Here is a 14,894-nt window from a genome sequence, read left to right as displayed (position 1 = left end):
TGACGGGCGCGAATCCCTTTCGCCCCTTTTGTCTCAGCTTGCGGCAGGTGGGCTGAGAGGAGCCTGAGAGAGGCGGGTGTCCGCCGTGGCCCCCCGGAGTGCATCCGTCACCGACCGTGCTCGGCGCGCGGCGACGACCGTGTCTCCGTAGGGTGGACGGGGAGGCTCGGCCATGCGAGTGCTGGTGATCGAGGACGAACGGGGACTCGCCGCGGCGATAACCCACGGGCTCGCCGAGGAGGGCTTCGTCACCGACGTCGCCTACGACGGCTTCGACGGGCTGTGGCGGGCGGTCCACGAGCAGCAGGACGCGATCGTGCTGGACATCATGCTGCCCGGCATCTCCGGATACGAGGTCCTGAAGAGGCTGAGGGCGGCCGACGTATGGACGCCCGTGCTCATGCTGACCGCGAAGGACGGCGAGTACGACGAGGCGGACGCCCTCGACCTCGGCGCCGACGACTACCTCAGCAAGCCGTTCTCCTACGTGGTGCTGGTCGCCCACCTGCGGGCGCTGCTGCGCCGCGGGGCCCCCGCCCGGCCCGCGGTGCTGGAGGTGGGTGACCTCGCGCTGGATCCGGCGCGCCGGCGCTGCCACCGGGCCGGCCGGGAAATCTCCCTGACCGCGCGGGAGTTCACCCTCCTGGAGTTCCTGCTCCGGCATCCCGAGGAAGTGATCAGCAAGACGGACATCCTCGACCATGTGTGGGAGGAGGACTTCGACGGCGACACCAACATCGTCGAGGTCTACATCGGCTATCTGCGGCGCAAGATCGACGCCCCGTTCGGCCGCCGGACGATCGAGACCGTCCGTGGCGCCGGTTACCGGCTGCGGGGCAGCGGGAGGTGAATGGGTGCACATTCCCGTCCCCGCCTGGTGGGCCCGGCGCTCGCTGCGTCTGAGACTGACCGCCGCGGCGGCCCTGATCATCGCGGTGGCCCTGGTCGGCGCGGCGTGTCTGCTGGTCGCCTGGCTGCGCATGAGTCTCATCACCGGGCTCGACCAGACCGCGCTCCAGCGCGCCGAGGTCGTCGCCGCGAACGTCGACACCGGCAGTCTTGCCCGCATCCTGCCGGCCTCCGGCAACGGCGACACCGCCATCCAGGTCGTCGACGCCCGGCACACCGTGCGGTCCAGTTCGGCGAATCTGGCGGGCGAGCGCGCACTGTTCGGCTTCGCCCCGACGCCCTCCGGGACGCCCCGGGCCCACAGCGTGAAGGGCCTGCCCCTGAGCGGAGAGGACACCTGGCGGGCGGTGGCGCTTGCCGCCGGAAGCGACAGCGACCCGGTGACCGTGTACGTCGCCGTGCCCACCGGGGCAGTGGAACACAACCTGGCCGTGCTCACGGCAGGCCTGGCCATCACCGTGCCGCCGGCCATCGCCCTGCTCACCGGCGTCGTCTGGCTGCTGACCGGGCGGGCGCTGCGGCCCGTGGAGGCCCTGCGCGCGCAGACCGCCGAGATCACCGCCTGCGACCTGGGCCGCCGTCTGGACGAGCCACCGGCCGACGACGCCCTCGGCCGGCTGGCGCGCACTCTCAACGACCTGCTCGCCCGGCTGGACGTCTCGGCACAGCGCCAGCGCCAGTTCGTCGCGGACGCCGCCCATGAGCTGCGCAGCCCGCTCAGCAGCCTGCACACACAGCTGGAGGTGGCCGTGCGGCACCCCGGGTCGGCGGACTGGCGCGCCCGCGGCCCCGCCCTGATCGAGGAGAGCGAGCGCCTGTCCCGGCTGGTCGACGACCTGGTAAGGCTGGCCCGCCTCGACGCCCGGCCCCGGCTGCGCAAACGCCCCGTCGACCTGGACGAGGTGGTCTTCCGCGAGGTCCGCCACGCTCGGCTGCGCACCTGCCTCGTGGTCGACCAGCACGCCGTCGGCGCGGCCCGGGTGCACGGTGACGAGGACGCCCTTGCCCGGGTCGTGCGCAATCTGCTGGACAACGCCATCCGGTACGCCGTCAAGCGGATCGACGTGAGCCTGAGCGCCCGCGACGGCACCGCGTGCCTGATCGTCGCCGACGACGGTCCGGGCATCCCGGTGGCCGACCGGAGCCGTGTCTTCGACCGCTTCACCCGTCTGGACGGGGCCCGCGCCCGCGACACCGGAGGAAGCGGGCTGGGGCTCGCGATCGTCCACGACCTCGTCGCCGCCCACCACGGCGGCATCCGCATCGAGGACAACGACCCCGGCGCCCGCATCGTGGTCTGCGTTCCCGCCATCGACCTGTGACCGCCGGCCCCCAGGACCCTTGATGCGGGTCAGCCGGTGTGCCCGAGCATGACGCTCCACAGACGCGTGGCCACGTGCAGGTTGAGTCTGCTGTCCACGTTGGACAGGTCCCTGCCGCTGATCTCGCGGATGCGCTGGAGCCGGTAGCGGAGTGTGCTGCGGTGGATCGCCAGGGCGCCCGCGGTCTGGTCGTAGTTGCCGCCGCAGTCGAAGTACCGGGCGAGCGTCTCCACCAGCGCCGTCCGGTACCGGGAGTCGTAGTCGATCAGCCCCCCGAGCCACTCGCGGACGAACTCCTCGAGCTCGTGGTACGAGTTGCCGGGCCCCAGGATCCGATACAGGCCCAGATCGTCGAAGAACGCCGTCCCGTAGCGCTCGCGCGAGTGCCGGCGCACCTCCAGCGCGCGCAGCGCCTCCTGGTGACGGCGGGGTATGTCGTGCGGCGTGTCGCACCGGGCGCTGACGCCGATCGCGCCTGTCCGGCTTCCGGCCTCCCGGCTCAACGCCTGGTACAACTCCGCGTCATGCGGCTGTCCCTGGGCCAGCAGGACCACCTGGCTCCCGCGCCGGGTCGCCAGCGCCCGCATGCCGATGGCGGACACCGCGCGATCGACGGCGCGCAGGAAGGAGTCGCTGACCGGCACGTCCGGCCACTCCACGACGATCACATGGTGCGGGCGGTGCAGATCGTGACCGACGGCATCGGCGCGGGCGTAGGCGCTGGTCTCGTCGGTTCCGTCCAGGAGGTCGTCGACCAGTTCGCGTCGTAGCCGCAGCTCCGTCTCGGCCAGCGTGTGCTGATGGGCCAGTTCCAGGGCCAGGGCCCGGGTGGCGTGGTCCAGGGCGAACACGGTCCGCTCGTCCGCCCTGCCCTCGGGGTCCACCAGCGCGAGCACCCCGAGCACCTCGCCGTGCGGGCGGGCCAGGGCGAGCAGCCGGCCCCCGACGCGCACGGGCCCCAGTTCCCGCGCCATCTCCTGCAGCATCTCGGCGTGCCGCGCCGCATCCGGTGCCGGATAGGTGTCGGGGCGCCCGGGACCCGCCCAGGAGCGCAGATTGCCGAAGCGGTCCTCGGCCAGGGCGGACAGCCCTGTGAGATCGTGCAGCGTGCGGACGATGGCGTCCTCACCGCCTCCGGCGGCGGCGACCCGTGCGAGGGCCTCGTGCACCCCCCGCTGGTGTTCCAGATCGGACAGGGCCGCACGCAGCTGCTCCCCGCCCGCCGGCCGACGCCGTGCCACGGCGTCCTCCCGCTGCCTGCGGTGCGTGGCAGCGTTCGACAGGGCCGCGGAGGTCTGCTGCACCAGCACCGTGAGCAGGAAGTGCTCCTCCTCGTCGGGCCGCACGCCGGAGGCGACCACGAGGTAGCCGTGCAGCCCGCCGAGCCCGCGCAGGCCGAACGCCCAGCCCCAGCCCCGCCCCGGGCACGGCACGGGCCCGTCCCGCTCGATCAGCTCCCCCACATGCCGGTCCAGGTCCGCGGTGCCGCCGGGCCAGTCGGCGGGGCAGCGGACCAGTTCCTCGCGGCGCACCAGATACCCGGCCTCCGCGCTGCACGTGCCGAGCGTGCCGACGCGGCTGAGCGCGAGGCGCAGGATGTCCGTCTCGTCGCGGCATGTGAACATGGCGCGGGACATCGCCAGCAGTCCGTACGGGTCGGCGGTGGAGCGAGCCGGACCCTGCCCCTCGATGGTGCCCATGGGATCACTCCGTTCTCCGCGAAACCCCCGGAGAAGGGCCTGGCGAGCCGTCCGGCGCGCCCTTGTCCGTCCTGCTCTCTCATGCTCGCAGGGCGAGCGGGTGCCTGCATTTTCAACCCCGCGGGACAGGTGCAACCGCGCGCCGATTCGCGACCCTGGTCTTGTCGACTTCGTGCGCGCGGCGCACGGAGGGCGCGGGGGCACGGAGGACACGGGGCACGGAGGACACGGAGCACGGGCACGGAGGACACGGAACCGGGATCGAATGAGCGTTTGATAACCGGAGTCATGGTGTCGACGCCGTTGAGCGATCCGGGACGGAGCGCGAAGGCGAGGCCTATGTCATGAGGACCACGATCGTCAACTGCCTGAACTGCAGGCGAAGCAACCGGGTACCCGTGGCCGCCGAGGGCGTTCCCAAGTGCGGGAACTGCGAGGCGCCGTTGCCCTGGATCGTGGACGCCTTCGACGCGGACTTCGACGAGATCGCCGACGCGGCCACCCTGCCGGTCCTCGTCGATCTGTGGGCCACCTGGTGCGGCCCCTGCCGCATGGTCTCTCCCGCTCTGGAGCAGGTCGCCCGGGAGCTCGCCGGACGGATCAAGCTCGTCAAGGTCGACATCGACAGGAACCCGAGGCTGGCGAGCCGGTTCTCCGTCCAGGCGGTGCCCACGCTGCTCGTGCTGGACCACGGCGAGGTCATCGCCCGTCAGGCCGGGGCCGCACCCGCCCCCGTGCTGCGCCAGTGGGTCGAGCACGCGACGGCCGGCCGGCGTCCGGCCGCCCGGAAGGGATGACCGCGATGATGATGCAGCCCGATCCGCACCTCGCCCTGGTACGCCCGGTCAGCCCGCGGACGCCGGACGGCTGTGAGGAGTGCCTGCGCCTGGGAACCCCCTGGGTGCATCTGCGTCTCTGCCTGACCTGCGGGCACGTCGGCTGCTGCGACTCCTCGCCGGAGCGGCACGCGCGCCGTCACGCCGGTTCCACCGCGCATCCCGTCGTAGCGCCCATGGAGCCGGGTGAGAACTGGCGCTGGTGCTACGTCCACGAGGCGATGGTCTGATGTCCGGCGACGACATCCCGGCGGCGGGGGAGGCGACCCCCGAGCCCCACGACGAGCCGCAGCCGCAGTCCGCGTCGGACGCGGAGACGGAGATCCACCGGGACGACGTCGAGGCCGTGCCCTTCGAGACCCCCGACATCTACGGCGCCTATCCCCGGCTCACGGACGACCAGATCGAACGCCTGGCGGAGCACGGGGAGCGGATCACCACGGAAGCCGATCAGGTGCTGATCCGGGAAGGCGAGGCGTGCGAGTGCTTCTTCGTCATCCTGAGCGGCTCCGTCGCGATCGTCGAGGGCTACGGGACCCCGGAGGAGCACGTGCTCAGGGTGCACGGGCCGGGGCGGTTCCTGGGTGAGCTGGGCTTGCTCCACGGACAGGTCGCCTTCTACACCGCAGTGGTCCGTGACCCCGGCGAGGTCCTCGCCGTGCCCATCGAGCGGCTGCGCGCCCTGGTGGCCAGGGACGCCGTCCTCGGCGACCTGGTCCTGCGCGCCTGCCTCGGCCGGCGCGCGCTGCTCGTCGGACAGGGCGCGGGCTTCCGAATCATCGGCTCGCGCTACTCGCCCGACACCCGGCGGCTGCGCGAGTTCGCCACGCGCAACCGGCTGCCGCACCGCTGGGTCGATCTGGAGACGGACGAGGAGGCCGAGGCCCTGCTGCGCCGATTCGGCGTCAGTCCCGAGGAGACGCCGATCGTCATCTGGCAGGACCGGACGCTGCTGCGCAATCCCAGCAACGCCGAGCTGGCCCGGCTCATCGGACTGGCCCCGCGGCCACCGCAGGAGAGCCGCAGCGACCTGGTCATCGTCGGTTCCGGGCCCGCCGGGCTGGCCGCAGCCGTGTACGCGGCCTCCGAAGGGCTGAGCACCATCGTCGTGGAAGCGGTCGCCACGGGAGGCCAGGCCGGTACGTCGTCACGCATCGAGAACTACTTCGGTTTCCCCTCGGGCATATCCGGGGCCGAACTGACCGAGCGCGGCGTGCTGCAAGCACAGAAGTTCGGTGCCCGGGTCACCATCCCGGCGGAAGCGACCGGGCTGGAGCCCCGTGACGGCCACTACGCCGTGACCTTCGCCGACGGTGACACGATGCTGGCCCGCACCGTCCTGCTGGCCACGGGTGCCCGCTACCGAAGGCTGCAGGCGCCGGGGGTCGAACGCCTGGAGGGGACGAGCGTCCACTACGCGGCCACCCTGTACGAGGCCCAGCAGTGCCGATCGGATCCCGTCGCCGTGGTCGGCGGCGGCAATTCCGCGGGCCAGGCGGTGCTGTTCCTCGCCGAGCACTCGCCGAAGGTACGCCTCCTCGTGCGCGGCGAAGACCTCGGTGCCCGTATGTCCCGCTACCTGGTCGACCAGGTCGAACGGCATCCACGTGTGGAGGTGCTGCTGAACACCGAGGTCGTCGAGGCCCTCGGCGAGGAGGTCCTGGAGGCCCTGGTCGTGCGGGACAACCGGACGGGGGAGCAGCGCACGATCGGGGCCCGGGCCCTGTTCGTCTTCACCGGCGCCGATCCCTGCACGGGGTGGCTCGCCGGCCGGCTCGCGCTCGACTCACGCGGCTTCATCCTCACCGGCGCCCAGGCGCAGGCCACGACGACTGCCCGGCGGTGGGAGGACCAGGGGCGCAACTGCGCGGCCCTGGAGACGAGTCTGCCCGGTGTCTTCGCCGCCGGCGACGTGCGCAGCGGGTCGGTGAAGCGGGTCGCCTCGGCGGTCGGCGAGGGAGCGATGGCCATCCACTTCGTCCACGAGCACCTCGGCAGCACCGGCACGGCCGGGTTGACGACGGACACCATACGTCCGGAGCGCCCACGGAAGGCGGCTTGGCTGGCGTGACCGACCGAGTACGAACGCACCATCAGGAGAAGAAGAGGGAGATGATGGGCGATGACCCTGCCTGTCCGACGTAATCGCCCCAGCACGACGAGCGACCGGCCCATCGGATGGACATCACCCAATCCACTGGCGGAGTTCGACGACCTGCTCAACCAGATGAGCGGGCTGCTCGAATCGACCGTGGGGACGGTGGCGCCCGCCGTGGCATGGACGCCCCTCGCGGACGTCATGGAAGAGGACGACGCCTACCGCATCGAGATCGAGATCCCCGGTGCCAAGAGCTCGGACATCAACGTCGAGACGGACGGCCAGGAAGTGGTCGTCAGCGGGGAGATCAAGGAGAAGGAGCGCAAGGGAATCCTGCGGCGCGGGTCCCGGCGCACCGGCGCCTTCGAGTACCGCGTGCGGCTGCCCGAGAAGGTGGACGCCGACAACGTCACCGCGGACATGGAGGACGGCGTGCTCACGATCACGGTCCCCAAGGCGGAGGTCGCCAGGCACCGCCGGATCGAGGTCACCCACCGCACCGACACCGGACGGAGCGCCGGCGGCTGAGACCGCGACCCTGGCAGTGCCTCCGGGCCCCCCGGCCACCGGCCGGGGGCCGACCGTTGCTCACGGCCGGTCGCGGTGCACCTGAGAGCTCACCCCCCCCGTGTGTCGCCTGGGCCCTGCACGGAATGTCACCGTTTCGTCGCAGCGTGACCCGTTCCACAACCCCTGCCGCCCCCGGTCGGTCTACCAGGCGGGAGACGCGCCACGTAGAGTCGGCGCCCACACAGGGGGCGCACACGGAGACGAAGGGGCCGCCATGGGGGACATACGCAGACGGGGAGCCGTCGCACTGGGGATCACCGCGCTGGTGGCCCCGGTCACACTCGCGCTCGGGGCCGCGCCCGCGGACGCCGCGAGCTGCACCACACAGACCGGCCCGTACCAGAAGCAGGTCGAGAAGTTCCTCGGCCGGCCGGTCGACGGGCGGCAGTCCACCGCCGACTGCAAGGCGATCCAGGCCTTCCAGAACAAGCACGGCATCACTCCCGCCATCGGCTACGCGGGCCCCGTCACCTGGGGCGTGATGGACCTCATGACCAAGCAGAAGGCCGTGGGGAACAACCCCAACAGGGACGGGAAGTGCCCTGTCGACAAGGGCCGCATCGCCTGCGTCGACCTCACGCTCCAGCTCAGCTGGATCCAGGACGGCCGCCGGCTCGTCTACGGCCCCGTCCCGGTGCGCACCGGCCGCAACGGCTACGCGACCCGCACCGGCCTGAAGAAGATCTACTGGCGGGACCTCAACCACGTCTCGACCGTCTACAACGTGCCCATGCCCTACAGCCAGTTCTTCGACGGCGGCCAGGCCTTCCACTCGGTCGGCGTCAGCGTGTGGAACCCGCCGGGTTCGCACGGCTGCGTCAACATGACCAAGACGGACGCGCAGAAGTACTGGTCGCTGCTGAAGACCGGCGACGATGTGTTCGTGTACGGCCGCAAGCCCGGCACCTGACACCACCGGGTCCGGCCGTTCTTCTGAACGGCCGGACCCGACCGGACACGGGCGTTACGCGGGAGCGTCCCCGAAGTCCGGGATCTCCAGCCGGACACCACCCCTCAGGGCCGACTCGTGCGCGATGATCCCCGGCAGGGTGTAACGGGCCGCGACCCAGGCGTTCACGGACGGCAGGGACCGGGTGGTGACCGCCGTCACGAAGTCGTCCACCAGGAAGTGGTGGCTGCCCTCGTGCCCGTTGGGCAGATGGTCGAACTCGCGCGGCAGCCGGGACCGGTCGTGCACCGGAGCCGAACCCGAGGTGAAGGCCGCCCGCAGTTCCGGCGCGATGTGCTTGAGTGATGGGTCGTCAGGAGACATGGTGCGCTTGGGCTCCAGCAGCTCCGAGATGTCCTTCACGCCCTTCTTGTCCTGCCACAGGGCCACCGTCGCGAGCTGCTCCATGCTCGCCTCGGTGCCGAAGAACCGGAAACGCGACTCCCGGATGTGCGAGGGGTACCCGACCCGCCGGAACTCGTTGGTACGGAACGAGCCGCCGCCCGCCACCTCGAACAGCGCGGTGGCGTTGGAGAAGTCGTTGCCGAACTGGCTGATCTCCTTGTCGAACACCCCGTCCCGGCGCTCGTCGCGCACGCCGATCGCGGACACGCTCACCGCGTGCGTCCGCCAGGCACCGAGCACACCGCCCACCGAGTGGGTCGGGTAGAGCAGCGGGGGATAGCTGGCGGTCGCCTTCCAGTTCTCGCCGCCGCTGTACTGGTAGGCCTCGTAGAACCCGAGGTCCATGTCGTGGACGTAGTCGCCCTCGGCGTAGAAGAGCCGTCCGAAGGCGCCCTCGGCGATCTTGCTGCGGGCGTGCACGGTCGCCGGGTTGTACTGGCTCGTCTCGCCCATCATGTACGTCAGCCCGGTGGCCTTGACCGCATCGATGATCGCCGCGATCTCCTCGGTCGTGATCGCCATGGGGACGGCGCAGTACACGTGCTTGCCGGCGTTCAGCCCCTGGAGCACCAGGGGGCCGTGGGTCCAGCGCTGAGTGAAGATGGCGACCGCGTCGACCGCCGTCGACTCCAGCATCGCCTCGTACGAGGGGAATGTGCCCATGAGCCCTTCGGCGGCGGCCAGCCGCTCGGCCCGTTCGGGCAGCAGATCGGTGACGTGGACGTCGCTGACGCCGGGATGAGCCAGGAACAGCTTCGCGAACTGGCCGGAGAACTGTCCGGCGCCGACGATGCCGAGCGAGAACGTCATGGGGTGCATGCCCTTCACTGGGAGAGGATCAGGTCGATCTGGCTGTTGGTCCTGTCGCCGTCGCCGCTGCCTTCGCGTGCTCGTCTGCGTCTCGTCCTCGACGGCCACTTACTTTTGATGCGAAAGAATCACCGCGTCAAGAGTCCTGCGTGCTTCTTCTGTCTCCGCGCACTCCGGCGTAGAGTGCGCCTCATTAGTTTCATGGCGAAAAGAAACGTGGGGATCGACGCCCATGACCGCAGATGCCGCCAGCTGGCTGCCACTGAGTCCCGGTGAACGCTCCGTGGCGATCGAGGTGCTCGTCCACGGCCCGCTCTCACGCACCGAACTCGCGCGCCGACTCGACCTCTCGGCCGGCAGCCTCACCCGGCTCACCAAGCCGCTGATCGAGTCGGGCCTGCTGATCGAGGTCCCCGACGGTGGTGGGCCGGCCGAGGGCCGCCAGGGTCGTCCCTCGCAGCCGCTCGACGTCGTGGCCGACTCCCGTACCTTCATCGGGTTCAAGATCACCGAAGAGATGGTGTACGGGGTCGTCACCACGCTCAGGAGCGATGTCGTCGCCCGTCTCGACCGGCCGCTCCCCAGCCACGACCCCGACGCCGTCGCCGGCCTGCTGGCCGGGATGGCCAGTGAACTCGCCGCGGAGTTCCCCACGCTCGCGGGCATCGGCATCGGCGTGGGTGGCCTCGTCCAGGACCGTGCCGTGGTCGGGGAATCCCCCTTCCTGCTGTGGCGCGACGTACCTCTCGCCGAACTCGTGGAGGAGCGCACCGGGCTGCCGGTGGTCGTCGAGAACGACGTCGCCGCCCTCGTGGAGGCCGAGACCTGGTTCGGGGCCGGTCGTGGCCTCGACCGCTTCGTCGTCCTCACCATCGGCGCGGGCCTCGGATACGGCCTCGTCCTGGGCGGAAAGCGGGTGCGCCACGCGGAGGAGGACCGTGGGTTCGGGCGGCACTGGATCCTGGACCCCAACGGGCCGCTCACCCCCACCGGCGAACGCGGCAGCGCCGTGTCACTGCTGACCATCCCCAGCATCCGCTACCAGATCCGGGCCGCCACCGGCCGCGACATGACGTACGAGGAGGTCCTCGGCCTCGCCGCCGAGGGCGAACCCATGTGCTCCCGCGTCATCGACGAGGCGGCGCGTGCGCTGGGCACGCTGATCGCCCAGATCGCCAACTTCGTGATGCCCCAGAAGATCCTCCTGGCGGGGGAGGGGGTCGGCCTGATCGACGTCGCGGGCAAGACGGTCGACGAGACCCTCCGCACCCACCGCCACCCGCTGGCCGCCCCGGTCGGTCTGGAGACCAAGGTCTCCGACTTCCACGACTGGGCGCGCGGGGCCGCGGTGTTGGCCATCCAGGTGCTCGTCCTGGGAACCGCGGAAGGGTGAAGGGTCCGGGGCCACGCGGAGTGATCAGCTTCACGGTCCGTAATGCCGGAAGGCGCCTGATTGCTCACATCGCCTTCACGGCGGGACCCGTATGCTTCACGACATGTCCACCACTCCCGAACCCGCAGCGGATCGCTGCGCCGACGAGGTCAACGAGGAGATCCGGGCCCTGTGGTTCCGGAGCGGCGGGATGCTGAGCATGGAGGAGCGGCGGGAGTACCAGCGGCTCGTCCTGGAATGGGCGGCGGCTGCTCCGGGCCCGACGAAAGCGGCGTGAGGGTTCGCCCGGCCGCCGCTGGTCGTGGCCGTCCTTGACGGCGACCGGTGATCTTCTCCGTCGGCCGGGCCGTCCGCTCGTGCGCGCCCCGAGCGGGGCTCAGCCCCACGTCCCGGAGTAGGCCCGGCGGTACGCGTTGCGTTCCTGTTCCGTGCGGATGTAGCGGGTGGCCACCAGGGCGATCAGGCTGCCCCCGATGACCAGCAGGCCCGGCCCGACGTTCCGCGGGTCGGTGAGCCGTGACAGGAAGCCGTCCGAGGTCCCGGCCGCGCCCACCTGCTGGACCGCGCCGGGAGCCGCGGACCCCGGGGCGGCCGACCCGGGTGCGATGACCGCACCCTGGGAGGCCGAGGTGGACGGTGCGGGGGCCGCGGAGGCCCCGGCGGTGGCACCGGCCGACGCCTGCCCCGCCAGCCGGACCCCGAGCGCCGACATCGCCTTCGTCACCGGCTGGAAGAACGTCGTACCGCCCGCCTGGCAGTTCCCGCTGCCGCCCGACGTCACCCCGAGCGCGATGCCCTCGGAGAACAGCGGGCCGCCGCTGTCGCCCGGCTCGGCGCACACCGTGGTCTGGATGAGGCCGGTCACCGAGCCCTCGGGATAGTTCACCGTCGCGTCGAGGGCCGTGACCTCGCCGTCGTGCAGACCGCTGGTGCTGCCGCTGCGGAAGACCTTCTCGCCGACGACCGGATCCCCGGCCGCCGTGATGCGCACACCGCGCCCGCCTCCGATTGCCACGACATTGGCACCGGCGGTCTCCTGCCCGCTCTCGTACCGGATGAGCGAGAAGTCGCCGCTGCCGGGGAACTCCGACGTGACCGTCTGGCCCAGCCGTCCCCGGCCCGTGTTGTCGGAGAACCAGAGCGTGCCGCCGGGCCCGCAGTGTCCGGCGGTGAGGATGAACTCGCTCTGCCCGTTGGTCACGTTGAAGCCCGCCGAACAGCGGCCGCTGACCGAGAAGAGGGGCTGGGCGCCGTTCACCCGGGTCGTGAACCTCCCCTGAGCGCGCTCCATCCGTACGAAGTCCCCGATGCCGTGGGCGAGTTTCGTCATCCGGGACCAGTCGGAGGCGGAGACGGTGCTGTCCGCCTGTACCACCACTTCGTTGGTCCGGTAGTCCACGGCCCAGGCGGTGCCCGCCACCTTGGGCCCCGAACCCAGGCTCCGTGTGGCCGACTTGAGCTGGTCCATGCTGTGACGCACCACCTTGGCCCGCGCCCCGGTGGCCGTCACCCGGGCGGCCGCGGCCTGGTCGGTCACGGCGACGACGGGTCTTCCGTCGGAAGCGACCCAGCTGCCGGCCGTACGCGAGGTGCCGAGCCGTGACACCAGGTCGGAACCGGTCCCTGCGGCGGACTGAGCGGACGTGCCGTCGGGAGTCTGAGCGCCGGACGGTTCGCTCGCCAGGGCCTGGGTGACCATCAGGCCCCCCAGGAGCAGTCCGCCGACGGCCGCGAAGCGCGCTCCCCGCCGGACGATCCGTCGTCGTGCATGCCTCATTCATGGCTCCCGGACACCGAACAGCACGGATTCACCACCGCGAGGCGCTCCGGTCGTCGAGCGCCCTCCCTCCATACGTGCGCCCGCGCCCCGGTGTTCACCGGCGAGCCGCGCGACTCACCTCGTCGGCGATGGCGAGGAGCCCCCGAGCAGCGCGCCACTGCGCTCGTCGCCCCACAGCAAGTCCCGGTCCACGTACGGCCGCAACAGCACGGTGAGCGTGGGGTCGCCGTGTCCGTTCAGCTCGTCCGAGGCGATCTTCCGGGCGATGCCGGCGAGGAAGTCGGCGAGCTGAACCCGCGGATCGCGCCGGGAGTCGACCAGCCGGAGTCCCGTGAGCCCGGCCGTCTCCGTGATCCAGGCGATGCGCTGCGCGGTGAGCATGTTCTGCTCGTCGTGGACGAGCGAGACGGGGTGTCCGGCCGTACTCCAGTACGCCGCGGTGCGGACGATCGCCGGCATCAGGGGGTTCAGTACGGGAACCACCGCCGGACTCTCGCCGATCCGTGCCCGATGGGAACGGGCCCGGTCGTCCGCCCGACCGAGCAGCGCCAGGATCTCGCCCACGTCACCGTGCGGGTGCGCCCGGTGCAGCGCGTCCACCGCCCGGAAGAAGGAGTCGACGGGTGCTCCCGGATCCGCGGTGCTCCTGACGCGCAGCAGATCGTTGGCCGCCTCCAGGAAGCGCAGCCACGGCTCGTCGCCGAAGCGGTCGCGGCCCGCGTGGAAGAGGACGAGGGCAGGCTCCGGACCACCGAGCAGCAGGTCCACCACGCGGTCGACGACGAAGAACGCCTTCTCGACCAGCACGACGTGCGCGTGCCCGTGCAGCGGCCCCGATGCGCCGAGCAGCCACTCCAGCACCGCGCGGTGCTTCTCCCGCAGTAGATGGGTGGCCTTGTACTCCTCCGCGGGAGAGCGGATCCGGTCACGGATCTCCTGGAGGTGCGCGGCCGCCGAGGTGAGGGGCAGATGCACACTGGCGTGCGCGAAGACATCGGTGTTCCCGCTGGTGAGGTTCTCGCCGTCCGATCCGGACTCGTCGCAGGCCACTTCCAGCAGGCATCCCGCCGACTGCGTACGGACCGCACTCCCGCGCTTCCAGGTCACCGTCTCGCCCCCTGCCTCGTGTCGCATGAGGATCATCCCGCACCCGAGGGCCGATGAACCGTCTTCGGCACAGGACACCACTGCCATGGACACGAGACCGACTGCCATGATGGCCGCCATGCGTGTGCTGATGCCGGTGCCCGACCGTGACTTCGACGTCACCGAGGTCGCGGTGCCCTGGAGGCTGCTGACCGATGCGGGGCACGAGGTGGTCCTCGCCACCGAGCGGGCCGGCACCCGGCCCGCCGCCGACCCCCGCCTGCTGACCGGAGTGCTGTTCGGCCGGCTGGGAGCCGAGCCGGAACCCAGACGGTTCTACGAACAGCTCACGACGGCACCGGAGTTCGCGGCCACGGTGTCCTGGGCGGACGTCGACGTCAGGGAGTACGACGGGCTGCTTCTGCCGGGCGGACACGCGCCCGGCATGCGCCAGTACCTGGGCTCCGAGGCGCTGCGGCGGCAGGTCGCGCGGTTCTGGGCGCTCGATCGGCCGGTCGGCGCGATCTGCCACGGCGTCCTGGTGCCGGCCCGGACCCGGGACGAGGCCACCGGCCGTAGCCTGCTGGCCGACCGCCGCACGACCTGTCTGCCGAAGTACATGGAACGCACCGCCTACCTCACCACGGCCTGGCGCCTCGGCCGCTACTACCGCACCTATCCGGCGTATGTGGAGGACGAGGTCCGCTCGGGGCTCGACGACCCGGGCGCGCAGTTCGAGCGCGGGCCCCGGGAGCTCACCAGGCGCGGCACCGCCACCGACGACACGCACGCGTTCGTGGTGCAGGACGGCCGCTATCTGTCGGCCCGCTGGCCGGGGGACGCCTACCTCTTCGCACGGCGGTTCCTGGCCCTGCTGCGGGGGTGAGCGCCGCCGATTCCGTCGTACTCGCGAGTAACTGTCTACCGATCAGTAACTCTTCCGTGGCCTGTCGTCCATCCTTGGACGTGAACATGTCGAACGCGTGGCGATCGTCGAGGAACTGTCGCCGCATGGAAGCGAGTTGACAGAGGGAAG

14 protein-coding genes are annotated in these 14,894 nt (G+C 71.2%); 10 read left to right on the top strand and 4 right to left on the bottom strand.

What is annotated here, in order from left to right; translation table 11 throughout:
• The first annotated feature begins 172 nt into the window (after positions 1–172).
• Together ASC56_RS01370 and ASC56_RS01365 are read left to right on the top strand one after the other, a co-directional pair.
• Positions 173–850, top strand: coding sequence for a response regulator transcription factor (locus ASC56_RS01370; RefSeq protein ID WP_055489244.1), 678 nt, complete (start codon positions 173–175; stop codon positions 848–850).
• 4 nt (positions 851–854) lie between these two features.
• Entirely contained in the window at positions 855–2,231 is a 1,377-nt protein-coding gene (locus ASC56_RS01365; protein ID WP_055489243.1) for a cell wall metabolism sensor histidine kinase WalK, read from the top strand.
• A 29-nt stretch (positions 2,232–2,260) separates the two neighbouring features.
• On the opposite strand, the gene ASC56_RS01360 is transcribed toward ASC56_RS01365, so the two are convergent.
• Positions 2,261–3,931 carry a CdaR family transcriptional regulator gene (locus tag ASC56_RS01360; protein ID WP_055489242.1) on the bottom strand — a complete coding sequence of 557 codons (1,671 nt, stop codon included), beginning with the start codon at positions 3,929–3,931 and terminating at the stop codon, positions 2,261–2,263.
• A gap of 344 nt (positions 3,932–4,275) precedes the next feature.
• Between ASC56_RS01360 and trxA the strand changes: the two genes are divergently transcribed.
• The 5 genes from trxA to ASC56_RS01335 all read left to right on the top strand — a co-directional run bounded on the left by trxA (position 4,276) and on the right by ASC56_RS01335 (position 8,345).
• Positions 4,276–4,728, top strand: a complete 453-nt coding sequence (gene trxA / locus ASC56_RS01355; RefSeq protein ID WP_055489241.1) for a thioredoxin — start codon at positions 4,276–4,278, stop codon at positions 4,726–4,728.
• 5 nt (positions 4,729–4,733) lie between these two features.
• Positions 4,734–4,997 carry a UBP-type zinc finger domain-containing protein gene (locus ASC56_RS01350; protein WP_055489623.1) on the top strand — a complete coding sequence of 88 codons (264 nt, stop codon included), beginning with the start codon at positions 4,734–4,736 and terminating at the stop codon, positions 4,995–4,997.
• Complete coding sequence (locus ASC56_RS01345; protein WP_079102216.1) at positions 4,997–6,838, top strand: FAD-dependent oxidoreductase; 1,842 nt, start codon at positions 4,997–4,999, stop codon at positions 6,836–6,838. Before ASC56_RS01350 ends, ASC56_RS01345 begins: the two co-directional genes overlap by 1 nt.
• Before the next feature lie 51 nt (positions 6,839–6,889).
• A complete protein-coding gene (locus ASC56_RS01340) occupies positions 6,890–7,393 on the top strand; it encodes an Hsp20/alpha crystallin family protein (RefSeq protein ID WP_055489240.1) in 504 nt (167 codons plus the stop codon).
• Positions 7,394–7,649: 256 nt separating this feature from the next.
• Positions 7,650–8,345: a L,D-transpeptidase gene (locus tag ASC56_RS01335; protein ID WP_055489239.1), complete on the top strand. Its 696-nt coding sequence runs from the start codon at positions 7,650–7,652 to the stop codon at positions 8,343–8,345.
• Positions 8,346–8,399: 54 nt separating this feature from the next.
• Here the strand turns inward: ASC56_RS01335 and ASC56_RS01330 are convergent, their stop codons facing one another.
• On the bottom strand, positions 8,400–9,599 hold the full coding sequence (locus tag ASC56_RS01330; RefSeq protein WP_055489621.1) for a Gfo/Idh/MocA family protein: 1,200 nt from the start codon (positions 9,597–9,599) through the stop codon (positions 8,400–8,402).
• A gap of 232 nt (positions 9,600–9,831) precedes the next feature.
• Here ASC56_RS01330 and ASC56_RS01325 point away from each other — a divergent pair, with 232 nt between their 5' ends.
• Entirely contained in the window at positions 9,832–10,992 is a 1,161-nt protein-coding gene (locus tag ASC56_RS01325) for an ROK family transcriptional regulator (RefSeq protein ID WP_055489238.1), read from the top strand.
• A 91-nt stretch (positions 10,993–11,083) separates the two neighbouring features.
• The gene (locus ASC56_RS01320) at positions 11,084–11,269 is read left to right on the top strand and encodes a hypothetical protein (protein WP_055489237.1); all 186 of its coding nucleotides are present in this window, start codon (positions 11,084–11,086) and stop codon (positions 11,267–11,269) included.
• Positions 11,270–11,368: 99 nt separating this feature from the next.
• Here ASC56_RS01320 and ASC56_RS01315 read toward each other — a convergent pair whose 3' ends face one another.
• The gene (locus tag ASC56_RS01315) at positions 11,369–12,769 is read right to left on the bottom strand and encodes a S1 family peptidase (protein WP_055489236.1); all 1,401 of its coding nucleotides are present in this window, start codon (positions 12,767–12,769) and stop codon (positions 11,369–11,371) included.
• Between the two features lie 117 nt (positions 12,770–12,886).
• Positions 12,887–13,906: a DUF3800 domain-containing protein gene (locus ASC56_RS01310; RefSeq protein ID WP_159039581.1), complete on the bottom strand. Its 1,020-nt coding sequence runs from the start codon at positions 13,904–13,906 to the stop codon at positions 12,887–12,889.
• A 58-nt stretch (positions 13,907–13,964) separates the two neighbouring features.
• On the opposite strand from ASC56_RS01310, the gene ASC56_RS01305 reads away from it, so the two are divergent.
• Positions 13,965–14,744 (top strand): type 1 glutamine amidotransferase domain-containing protein, encoded by a 780-nt coding sequence (locus tag ASC56_RS01305; RefSeq protein WP_234376809.1) that lies wholly within the window; start codon positions 13,965–13,967, stop codon positions 14,742–14,744.
• Positions 14,745–14,894: the final 150 nt, after the last annotated feature.

Source organism: Streptomyces sp. TP-A0356, from assembly GCF_001417775.1.
GTDB lineage: Bacteria > Actinomycetota > Actinomycetes > Streptomycetales > Streptomycetaceae > Streptomyces.
Note: the sequence above shows the minus strand (reverse complement) of the source record. Positions and strands in the feature narration are given on the sequence as shown.

Coding starts and splice junctions, on each gene's coding strand:
- ASC56_RS01370 (WP_055489244.1), top strand. CDS start 173: ATGCGAGTGCTGGTGATCGAGGACGAACGGGGACTCGCCGCGGCGATA.
- ASC56_RS01360 (WP_055489242.1), bottom strand. CDS start 3,931: ATGGGCACCATCGAGGGGCAGGGTCCGGCTCGCTCCACCGCCGACCCG.
- trxA (WP_055489241.1), top strand. CDS start 4,276: ATGAGGACCACGATCGTCAACTGCCTGAACTGCAGGCGAAGCAACCGG.
- ASC56_RS01350 (WP_055489623.1), top strand. CDS start 4,734: ATGATGATGCAGCCCGATCCGCACCTCGCCCTGGTACGCCCGGTCAGC.
- ASC56_RS01345 (WP_079102216.1), top strand. CDS start 4,997: ATGTCCGGCGACGACATCCCGGCGGCGGGGGAGGCGACCCCCGAGCCC.
- ASC56_RS01340 (WP_055489240.1), top strand. CDS start 6,890: ATGACCCTGCCTGTCCGACGTAATCGCCCCAGCACGACGAGCGACCGG.
- ASC56_RS01335 (WP_055489239.1), top strand. CDS start 7,650: ATGGGGGACATACGCAGACGGGGAGCCGTCGCACTGGGGATCACCGCG.
- ASC56_RS01330 (WP_055489621.1), bottom strand. CDS start 9,599: ATGACGTTCTCGCTCGGCATCGTCGGCGCCGGACAGTTCTCCGGCCAG.
- ASC56_RS01325 (WP_055489238.1), top strand. CDS start 9,832: ATGACCGCAGATGCCGCCAGCTGGCTGCCACTGAGTCCCGGTGAACGC.
- ASC56_RS01320 (WP_055489237.1), top strand. CDS start 11,084: ATGCTTCACGACATGTCCACCACTCCCGAACCCGCAGCGGATCGCTGC.
- ASC56_RS01315 (WP_055489236.1), bottom strand. CDS start 12,769: ATGAGGCATGCACGACGACGGATCGTCCGGCGGGGAGCGCGCTTCGCG.
- ASC56_RS01310 (WP_159039581.1), bottom strand. CDS start 13,906: ATGCGACACGAGGCAGGGGGCGAGACGGTGACCTGGAAGCGCGGGAGT.
- ASC56_RS01305 (WP_234376809.1), top strand. CDS start 13,965: ATGGACACGAGACCGACTGCCATGATGGCCGCCATGCGTGTGCTGATG.